Origin of the sequence: Arthrobacter sp. CAL618 (assembly GCF_000468215.1) — a bacterium.
Classification (GTDB): Bacteria; Actinomycetota; Actinomycetes; order Actinomycetales; family Micrococcaceae; genus Arthrobacter_D.
In genome coordinates, this window is sequence record NZ_ASZW01000091.1 from 74,100 (window position 1) to 84,625 (window position 10,526).

The 10,526-nt window shown below is 61.3% G+C and carries 8 protein-coding genes; 3 read left to right on the forward strand and 5 right to left on the reverse strand.

The genetic code is table 11. The annotated features are described in order from the left end of the window. The 5 genes from K728_RS0105845 to K728_RS0105865 form a co-directional block, all read right to left on the reverse strand. On the reverse strand, positions 1-1,171 hold a 1,171-nt coding region (locus tag K728_RS0105845), incomplete at its 3' end, for a glycosyltransferase (RefSeq protein ID WP_443110930.1). After that, positions 1,158-2,381 carry a glycosyltransferase family protein gene (locus tag K728_RS0105850; protein WP_156911210.1) on the reverse strand — a complete coding sequence of 408 codons (1,224 nt, stop codon included), beginning with the start codon at positions 2,379-2,381 and terminating at the stop codon, positions 1,158-1,160. The genes K728_RS0105845 and K728_RS0105850, both read right to left, overlap by 14 nt. 288 nt (positions 2,382-2,669) lie before the next feature. After that, complete coding sequence (locus K728_RS0105855; RefSeq protein WP_024476165.1) at positions 2,670-2,960, reverse strand: DUF1540 domain-containing protein; 291 nt, start codon at positions 2,958-2,960, stop codon at positions 2,670-2,672. Between the two features lie 184 nt (positions 2,961-3,144). After that, a complete protein-coding gene (locus K728_RS0105860; RefSeq protein WP_024476166.1) occupies positions 3,145-3,957 on the reverse strand; it encodes a spermidine synthase in 813 nt (270 codons plus the stop codon). Continuing rightward, positions 3,954-5,192: an aminotransferase class I/II-fold pyridoxal phosphate-dependent enzyme gene (locus tag K728_RS0105865; RefSeq protein WP_051317628.1), complete on the reverse strand. Its 1,239-nt coding sequence runs from the start codon at positions 5,190-5,192 to the stop codon at positions 3,954-3,956. The genes K728_RS0105860 and K728_RS0105865 overlap by 4 nt, the downstream gene beginning before the upstream one ends. Before the next feature lie 78 nt (positions 5,193-5,270). On the opposite strand from K728_RS0105865, the gene coaD reads away from it, so the two are divergent. From coaD to K728_RS18530, 3 genes are all read left to right on the forward strand, one after another. Continuing rightward, the gene (coaD, locus tag K728_RS0105870; protein ID WP_024476168.1) at positions 5,271-5,747 is read left to right on the forward strand and encodes a pantetheine-phosphate adenylyltransferase; all 477 of its coding nucleotides are present in this window, start codon (positions 5,271-5,273) and stop codon (positions 5,745-5,747) included. A 48-nt stretch (positions 5,748-5,795) separates the two neighbouring features. Further along, positions 5,796-6,020: a hypothetical protein gene (locus K728_RS0105875; protein WP_024476169.1), complete on the forward strand. Its 225-nt coding sequence runs from the start codon at positions 5,796-5,798 to the stop codon at positions 6,018-6,020. Between the two features lie 213 nt (positions 6,021-6,233). Next, the coding region (locus K728_RS18530) for a peroxidase family protein (RefSeq protein ID WP_193353921.1) at positions 6,234-10,526 on the forward strand (4,293 nt) is incomplete at its 3' end.

The window sequence follows — 10,526 nt, forward strand, 5'->3', positions numbered from 1 at the left end:
CCGCCAGCCGATCGAAGTCCGCTGACGCCACCTGCTGGAGTGCAGCAACCAGGTCACCGAGCACGCCGGAACGGATCAGGATCCCGGTCTGGACGCCGTCGCCGGTCGGCACACCGGGGCCCAGTGCGCCGCCACCGTTGGAAATCACCTCGGGGATCCCCGTGACATCACTGGCGATGCAGGGCACGCCCATCGCCATTGCTTCGAGCAGAACGGTGGGCAGACCATCGGCGTTCCCGTCCGCGCCCACCAGGCAGGGGGCGGCGAACACATCGGCCCACCGCAGCAGCTCGATCACTTCGGCCTGGGTCCGCGGTCCCAGCAGAGTGAGAGTTGCCTCCAGCCCGTGGCTGGCAATCTGGTGAGCCAACTGGTCGTGAAGCTCTCCGCCACCGGCAATACGGACGTCGAGGACAACCCCGCGGTGGACCAGCTCAGCGACAGCCTCGATGAGCTGGTTGAAACCCTTCTTCTCGACCAGCCGGCCGACGGCGGCAACCCGCACCACCGGTCCGGGCGCGCTGGGATTGGCGAAGGGAAACCGCTCCAGCTCTAGACCGTTGTAAATCCGATGGACCCGTTCCAGGTGTTCGGGGAACAACCCGCCCAGGTAATTGAGGTTGAAGTCGCTCACCGTCACCACATGGTGCGCGGCCCCGATCAGTCCGCGGAGCACCTCCGGGTCCACCTCCTCATGGAAAATGTCCTTGGCGTGCGCAGTAAACGAGAACGGAATGCCCGTCAGCTCCGCTGCGACCTTTGCCGTGCGGGCGGCGATTGACCCGAAGTGGGCATGCACATGGGTGATGCCCCGCTGGCACAGCAGCATCGCAAGCTCAACACCCTGGTGAACCTCCACCGCGTCCATGGCGGCCAGCTCAGGGAGCAACCGGGCGAACCGGTGAGCAAAGTCCGGAATAACGTCCCCGGCGGCTGCCATGATGGCCCAGCCATCAGCGAGTTTGGCTGGTTTCGACACATACGTGACGGGAGCCTGGACCCGGGCCAGCTCGGGATGGAACCGGGGGTCGATCGGAGGCCTGAGCGAAAAGATCTCCAGCTCGTCCCCGGCGGCTTCCCGCGCGAGTATCTCGGTGACAATGAAGGTTTCGGAGAACCGGGGATAGATCTTCAGGATGTAACCGGTGCGGGAACCACTAGACGGCTGCAAGGTTCGTCCAATCGCTACGAAGGTCGGCATGGGGGGTTGGCACCGTGAAGCCGAGCAGTTCGGCGGCAAACTTGCCCACGGTGTGCAGGCCGTTCAAATCCACGTTGTGCCGTGGCGACGGCGTCCCGACCACGGTCTCGAACCATTCGGTGAGCACCTCAGGTGTGAACCGGTCGGGGTGGCACATCTCCATCAGCTCGTGGCGGGCCAGGGACTCGGCGCGGATCAGTTGCTCCCGCCGGGGATGAACGCGGGGCACCACCAGCGCAGGGGTGGTGGTGCTCATGATCTCGCACACCGAGTTGTAGCCGCCCATTGACACGATCGCGGAGGCTTCCCTCATCTCGGCGAGTCCGTCACGCACCATCGAAATGACCCGGGTGCCGGGCGCCGCCGACTTTTCGATCACAACGCGGTCCTCCTTGGGCATCTGGGGGCCGGTGACAATCAGGTGTTCATAGCCGTGGGGGACTGTCGCCTGGGCTGCAGCCAGCAGCACCGCACGACCGTCGGATCCGCCTCCGGCCATGGTCAGTACATACGGCTTTGCCGTGGACCCGGTGCGACGCCGCGACTGACGGCCGGTTGCCAGATACCCGGTATAGCGGACCATCGAGGCGAGCTTGCCGGGAACTTCACCGGATGCCACCGGGTCATGAATGACGGGATCCCCGTAGACCCACAGCTCATCGAAATAGCCACGAAGCTTGTCCAGGTTCCCCAACGCGTTCCATTCCCGCCGTGCCACCTGGGGGCTGTCGAGGACTTCGCGCAGACCAAGGACCACCTTGCATCCAGGCCGTGCCTTCTTCAGGTCCGACAGGGCCGAGATGAGTTCCCGATCCACGCCGAAGGCGTGCCGGTCCACGACCACCAGATGAGGCCGGAACTCGGAGAGGACGGCTTCCATGATCTGCGACCGAAGCCGGATGAGTTTGCTCTGGTTGATCGCCAGGTTGCGGGGGACGTAGCCGTCGCTGCCCTTGGCAATACCCGGCAGCACTACCCAGTCCCAACCGTCTGGACTGTCAAAGCGTGTTGCCTGGGATTCGCCGGTGACCAGCAGCCCGGTGACCTTGCGGTTGGTCAGCCCGGGGAGGTTGGCGGCCAGGGAGTGGGCGAGAGCCAGATTCCGCCGGGTATGACCCAGGCCCTGGGAGTCGTGCGAGTACAGCACCACCCGGAGCTCTTTCAACGAGTGCGTTTCCATGACGGTGACCAATCTTTCCCTGCGGTGATGTAACTGCTGCAGGTTCTCTATCTAGCCAGCCGCCTATGAGACGTTCGTGAGGCGCTTATGAGAGAGTTCTCATCGAACTCTCTCACCGACACCCGTCGGGGAGCCTTAAACAATCGTCCTGCCGGTTCCCGGCGAACAGCCGCCCGCCTCGTGACACCCGCACTTCCTGGACACGCGAAGACCCGGTCGTCACAGGTGACAACCGGGCCTTCGGAACGCAGCAACCGACAGTGGCGTGGCGTGGGGGAAGCGTGCGGCCTACTGTGGCTGGTACGACAGGCAATCGGCGGTGTCAGCGCCGCTGCCGATCTTCACATCGGTCTTACCGCACATGAGGTGGCTATTGAAGCTGCACTCGGTCCGCTGGCAGGCACCCACGTGGGCCAGGACCATGGGCAGTCCGCCGGTCGCTGAAGTGTCGATGAAGGTGGAGCATGATGCATGGTCGCGGCTACCACCGACCGTAATCGCGAAGGCAGTGCAGCCGTCATGGTTAAAGGAGCAGGAATGGACACTGCAATCGGAAACGCTTGCAACTTCGGTTGTCATGGTTCCTCCTCAGGGATTCGTCGTTTTATTCCCTTAACGGTACTGCTGGATGGAGGAAATAACACTCAATAAAAGTAATTCGATAGCACACATTAAATTAGCGTATTTATTGCTTTCGTATTGACGCCACGGTCTGTCATTTATCTGGATTTTGTGGCCCATACCCCGCTGTCCCGCGGAGGGGCTACTGCTGTGCCGAACAAAAGGCAGCGAACTCAGGTCCGGTCACCACGACTCCCGGATGCGGTCCTGCTGCCACCAACGACGGCGACCAGGCGGCGGGCCAGGCTGAACGGGTTCCGACCAGCACAATGTTCCCTGCCATCCGCCCACTGATCATCCCGGCATCAGCCAGCACCGCGACGTCGTCGGCGGCGGCACGCAACCGTCGCGCCTGGGCACGCGCAAACGTCAGCGGCGGATCATCGCCCACATTGACCAGCACCACGCCGCCTGGAGCGACTGCCGCACTGAGCGAACGATAGAAGGCTTCATCAGTCAGATGGGCCGGCGCATCAGCGCCAGCAAAAACGTCCAGCACCACTGCGTCAAAGGAGCCGGGCTCGCAACGCTCAAGGGCCGCGCGGGCGTCATCGATCACCATCGAACACCGGGTGCCCTCCGGCAGTGGCAGATGCTCCAGGACAAAGTCGAGCAGCTCCCGCTCAAGTTCTACAGCTGTCTGCTCGGAACCTGGTCGCCTGGCCTGGACGTACCGCGCCAGGGTCAGCGCACCCGCACCCAGGTGCAGCACCCGGATGGGCTCGCCCGCCGGCTTGAAGATATCCAGCACATTCGCGATCCGGCGCAAATACTCATAAAAGACGTTCCCGGGATTCCGCAGATTCACATGGGATTGTTGTGCGCCACCGATACTGAGAATGAATGCCCCCTCGGTAAATGCATCCTCATCAATTTCTGCAAGCTCGCCAATTCCAGCCAGCTGCAGGGTAGGCACGGAGCCGTCCTCGTCGGCAGCTAGCTCAACACCCTTCATAGCCGGGCGCTCAACGTCGCCAGCCGGTCCGCGGCTTCCTGCAGGACCTCGGTTTTCTTGCAGAACGCGAATCTCAGGAGCGAACTGGTGCGGGCTGCGCCGTCGGGATGGCAGAACACCGCCACGGGGATGGCTGCCACCCCCACCAGCTCCGGCAACCGTCGTGCCAGTGCGGTGGCGTCGCTGATTCCCAGCGGCGCGGTATCCACGTTCACAAAGTAGGTTCCCTGCGGGGAGAAGACATCAAACCCGGCGGCTTTCAACCCTGCACTGAGGATGTTCCGCTTCGTCTGCAGGGTGGCCGCAGTCGCCTGGAAGAACCCGTCGTCCAGGCCCAGGCCGTGGGCGACGGCGCTCTGGAACGGCGTGCCTGAGCTGTAGGTAAGGAAGGTCTTGACGGTCCGCACCGCCGAGATGAGCTCCTGCGGCCCGGTGATCCAGCCGATCTTCCATCCGGTCACCGAGAAGGTTTTCCCGGCCGAGGAGATGGTGAGGGTACGATCCTTAGCTCCCGGCAGCGAGGCGATGGGCAGATGCGCCACACCGAAGGTGAGGTGCTCGTAGACCTCGTCGGTGACGATCACGGCGTCATGCTTCACCGCGAGGTCCACAATCTTCTGCATCACTTCCCGGGTGAACACGGTTCCGGTCGGGTTGTGGGGGTTGTTGAGCAGGATAATCCGGGTCGAGGGGGAGACTGCCCGCTCCAGCTCGTCGAGATCGGGCTGGAAATCGGGCGCCGACAGGGCCACGGTGGTGTGGGTGGCCCCGCTCAGGCCGATGATCGCGCCGTAGGAGTCATAGAACGGTTCAAAGGTAAGAACTTCGTCGCCGGGCCCGGCCAGGGCCAGCACCGCCGACGCAATTCCCTCGGTTGCGCCGGTGCTGACGATCGTCTCGGTGTGGGGGTCGGGCGTCAGGCCGTAGAACCGTTCCTGATGCGCCGCGATAGCCTCCCGGAGCACTGGCAGACCCTGGCCGGGCGCATACTGGTTGGCCCCGGCGGAAATCGCCGCCCGGGCGGCCTCAAGGATTTCGGCTGGCCCGTCCTCGTCAGGGAATCCCTGACCCAGGTTGATCGCCCCGTGCTTCCCCGCCAGCATGGTGATTTCCTCGAAGATTGTCACACCCAGTCGCCCATCAGAGGCCAAGAGGTTGGCGCCCGACGCGGTCCGTTGCCAGGGCGTGGGAGTTGCGGCGGTGCCGGTCACCAGTGAAGAAGTTGTTGTACTCATGGAATCAAGTATTACGGTTTTGCCGACCTGACGTTTGGCTCTGCGATGCCACACCGCAATGCCCTGTAGATTCGAAGCATGCGTCGCGCAGTGTGCCCCGGATCCTTTGACCCCATCCACAACGGTCACGTGGAGGTCATAGCCCGTGCCGCCAGCCTCTTTGATGAGGTGATCGTTGCGGTATCAACCAACCCGGCCAAGAATTACCGGTTCGATGTGGAGGAACGGCTGGCCAGCGCGCGCGAAACCCTCACCTATCTCCGCGGTGTCTCTGTCCTGCCGATGGGGGAAGGGTTGCTGGCCGAGTTCTGCCGCTCACAGGGAGCCAACCTGATCGTCAAGGGGCTACGCTCCAGTCAGGACTTCGACTATGAGCTGCCGATGGCCACCATGAACCGACAGCTCACCGGCGTTGAGACCGTCTTCATTCCAGCGGAAAACAGCTACACCCACCTCTCGTCGACGCTGCTCAAAGAGGTCGCTTCGTTGGGCGGCGACATCTCCCCGTTTGTCCCGAAGGGCGTTTTGAAACGGCTCAACCGGCCGTCCGCCTAACTGACCTGTCGCGCCGTGTCGGCAATACCGATGAAGTAGTCTGAACTGATGAACGACAAGACCCGCCTCACGCCCGAAGATCCATTTCCTGAGGACCTCGACACCCTGGCTGACGAGGATGTGGAAGTTCTGAACAGCAAGGTTCATCGCCAAATCGACGAGGAATACGTCGAGGAAGGTCAGCCGAACCCGGAGACCGAGTTTCGCAAGGAAGAGCTTGATGAAGAGCTCGACGAGCGCGACGGCGAAAACTCTGCGAATTCAGGCAGCTAGTGCTTCGCGATGGCAAGCTGGTACGTCGGCTCTAATCGGCGAACGATAGAGTTCACGAACACCGGAACGGACCAGCGATTTCCTCCCCTCCATCAGTAGTCCCAAGCTATCTACAGGGTCTTGATGACAAGTTCCTCCTAGCGGCATAGCCATCTGTGCCGTTGTTGAAGGTCTCGGCGACAAAGGGCTGAGCACATCACAGGGGAGCAGACAATGGGTATCAATCCGCGGCACCGTTCTCCGGGCCGCAAAACCAGCACAAAGTTGACAGCACTGGCCGCAGGCAGCGCTGTGGTCTTATCCGGGATCGTCTTGCCCGGACAATTAGCCGGAGCGGCGCCGCCTCCTGGCCAGGATTTCAACGTCACCGCGGGTGACCTTGAATTCATTCTCAAACAGATTGATATCTCAGAGGCGCACGCCGAAGACGTGCTGGTCGACCAGAACTCCTCACCTCTATGCAACCCCGGCAACACTTTCAATGTGGCCGAACAAACACACTACGACGCCGATGGTGATCCCTGTGTTGGGGCCGCCACCTCGCCGTTCGGGCTACGTACAGTTGATGGACGTTGGAACAATCTCCTTCCGAACCAGGACGGATGGGGTTCAGGCGGGCAAACGTTTCCACGGTTGCTCCCGGCCGAGTTCCGCGAGGCCGATTCTGCCCCTCCAGGCTCTCCGGGAGGACCTCCTCCAGGCGGCGCACCGGGCCCAGCTACCAGTTATGAGCAGACCGAGGGATTTGTCTATGACTCGACTCCCCGGAATATCAGCAACCTCATTGTGGATCAAACCATCAACAATCCGGCCGCAGTCGCCGTAGCCGAACGGGTCGAAGGCTCCGAGATCGGCCAGCCAACGGTTACGAACCGCCTTGAAGGCGCCAATCGGTTTGGCACTGCCGCCGCTGTCAGCGCAGATACGTTCGGGCCAGACGTCCCAGTGGTCTACATCGCCCGCGGTGATCTTTACCCTGACGCTCTAACGGGTGGACCGGCCGCGAAGGCCGGCAACGGCCCGATTCTGCTGGTCAGTCCCACCGCCATCCCAGCTGAAACCGTGACGGAATTGCAGCGGCTGGCCCCGCAACGCATTGTCATACTCGGCGGGCCAGTCGCGGTAAGCGAGGGCGTGGCAACCGCTCTGGAGGACTACACAGCCGGCGCAGTTACCCGGCTGGATGGAGACGACCGCTACGGAACTGCCGCGGCAATCAGCGCCGATACGTTCGCAACGGACATCGGCAAAGTGTACATCGCCACCGGACAAGACTTCCCAGACGCCTTAATCTCGGCCGCTCCGGCAGCCCGTGATGGCCATCCTGTGCTGCTCACGCTCGGGACCTCGATTCCCGCCGCGACTATTGCTGAGTTGCAGCGGCTGGCTCCCCAGGAGATCGTGGTTGTAGGAACGACCGAGCGCGTTAGCGAAGCGGTCGTTACCCAGCTGACGGACTACACGGCGGGTGCGGTAACTCGGATTGATGGCATTGATCGCTACGAAACAGCCGTGGCCCTCTCACAGGGCAACTATTCGCCGGGCGTCACCCACGCCTTCATTGCGCGTGGCTCGGACTTCCCTGATGCACTCGCCGGCTCATATCTTGCTGGCCTGCGCGGTGGTCCTCTGCTGCTCGTTCCTGACATCGGCACGATGCCGGCGTCAGTCGCCGCCGAGCTGGAGCGACTTGCACCGCAGACGGTGACGGTCCTTGGGGGCCCGTCGGCCGTTCCAGCGGAGACGGAAGGCGCTGTAGCTGAACTTCTGCCCGGTACCCAAATTTTCATCCCGGACGTTGCAACCGACGAGGGATTGTCAGCGTCTGCGACGTCCCTGTTTACCATCTTCGGTCAGTTCTTTGACCACGGACTGGATCTGATCTCGAAGGGCGGCAACGGAACCGTAGTGGTTCCCCTGCGGCCGGACGATCCACTGTACGTTGAAGGTTCGCGGACCAACTTTTTCATGCTGGACCGTGCAACCATCGATTCGGGCGAGGACGGAACGGAGCGGAATCACACCAACCGCACCACTCCGTTTGTAGACCAGAACCAGACCTACACCTCGCACCCGTCGCATCAGGCCTTCCTGCGGGAATACGAATCCACAGCAACCGGACCAGTACCCACGGGCCGTTTGCTCAATGGATCCGATGAAGACAGCTTGGCCACCTGGGGAGATACCAAAGCCCAGGCCCGAGACATGTTAGGCATCAACCTCAGGGATATGGATGTCCTCAACGTTCCACTACTGAAGATGGATCCCTACGGACGCTTTGTTCCGGGCGCGAATGGCTATCCCCAGGTCGCATTCGAGGATGGCTTCATCGAAGGCAACCCGGAGGCGCCAATCTCCACTGTGGGCGCGCTACGTGCCAATAACGCCTTCCTGGACGATATCGCCCATGGCGCGGTGCCCGACGAACTGGCCGGCTACGATAACGCGGCGCTTGATGCTCACTTCGTCACTGGTGATGGACGTGGCAACGAGAACATCGCGCTGACGGGAATACACCAGGTATTCCATTCCGAGCACAACCGGGTGATGGAACAGGTAAAAGCCTTCCTGCAGGAACCTGAGCAGGCAGCTCTCCTCGCCGGGTACCAGGAGGACGGATTCTGGGACTACGGCGAACGTCTGTTCCAAGCTGCCCGGTTCTTCACGGAGATGCAGTATCAACACCTTGTTTTTGAGGAATTTGGCCGCCGGATACAACCGTCGATCGATGCTACGGTCCTCAACGAGAACTCCTACATGCCAGATGTCAATCCAGCGATCTCCTCCGAATTCGCGAATGTCGTGTACCGGTTTGGGCACTCAATGCTGACCGACACAGTAGATCGTGACTTTGGCGGTGTGGTGGAGAAGCAACCATTGCTGGATGCGTTCCTTGATCCGGTGGGATACAAGCTCGGACCCAACGGCGAAGCTTTGACTTCCAAGGCTGCGGCTGGGTCCGTGATCAAAGGCATGGCCAACCAAACTGCCGCTGGCATCGACGAATTCGTGGCCGATACGTTGCGTAACCAGCTACTAGGGCTCCCATTGGACCTTGCATCGATCAACATCTTGCGTGCAAGGGAAACCGGTGTGCCTGGGCTACAGGTGGCGCGGCAGACGTTCTACGACGAGACACTGATGCCGCAGTTGGCTCCCTACACCAGCTGGGAGGATTTCCGGCTCGGTATGAAGAACCCGGAGTCCATCCTGAACTTTGTAGCGGCCTACGGAAACCACCCGACGCTAGCGTCGGCAACGACCATGGCCGACCAACGTTCAGCTGCCACAGATCTCATTGCCGACACGGTGTTCATGAACGCGCCGGCCGCTGACACTGGAGTCAACAACATCGACTTCTGGATGGGAGGCCTCGCTGAGAAGCCGTTTGTGTTCGGCGGCATGCTCGGGTCGACGTTTAATTTCGTCTTCGAGACCCAACTGGAAAGTCTGCAGAACGGCGACCGTTTCTACTATCTGAACCGCAACCTGGGGAACTCCCTGTTCCACGCACTGGAAGCAAATTCACTGTCGCAGATAGTCGAACGGAACACCGAAGTCGATAACCTGCAGCACGATCTGTTCGCAACACCCCAGATCACGTTCGATCTATCCAATCCAAGCGCCGCAACAAACGCCGGCATGACGTTCATCAATGGTCAGGCACGGTTCGCCGGAGGAGAGCATGTCTCCATCCACGGCACCGACGGCAACGACAATATCAGGGCAGGCATCGGCGACGACTCCATCTGGGGCGCCGCGGGCAATGACCGGATTGAAGGCGACGACGGCAACGACACGATCATGGGCGGCGACGGCGACGACATCCTCACGGACCTCAACGGCGACGACAGGATCCAGGGCGAAGCGGGTAACGATGCCATCAACGGCGGTCCCGGTATCGACCTCTTGTTCGGAGGCTCAGGAAAGGACGTCATCTACGGCGGCCAGGACAACTCAACGATCTTCGGCGGAATTGGTAGTGACTTCATCCGTGGTTCAACTGGACCAGATGTCATCACCGGCAACGAAGACGATGACTGGATTGAAGGGGGAGCTGGTCACGACCTGATGTCCGGCGACAACAGCAACACCATGATGAATGATCCTAACCTGTGGCACGGCGGACACGACGTACTCATCGGGGGAGCAGGCAACAACGATCACGATGCTGAAGGCGGCGATGACATTATGGTAGCCGGCGCTGGCACGGAACGGTTTGGTGGAATGCTCGGCTTTGACTGGGTGACTTACAAAGACAACCCTTACCCGGTCAACGCGGACTTGTCGATCCTGCAGATCTTGCCCGATACCCTGACCGCAATCCGCGACAGATTCCTCAACGTTGAAGCACTTTCCGGTTGGAACAGCAACGATGTTCTCCGAGGCGCAGCAACCGAGGACGACATCACGGAACCATCGATTGGAACCCTTGGGTACGGACACCGGTTGACACAGGAACACCTGGACCGGATCCAAGGTTTGCGTGATCTGCTTGGTGGCGGG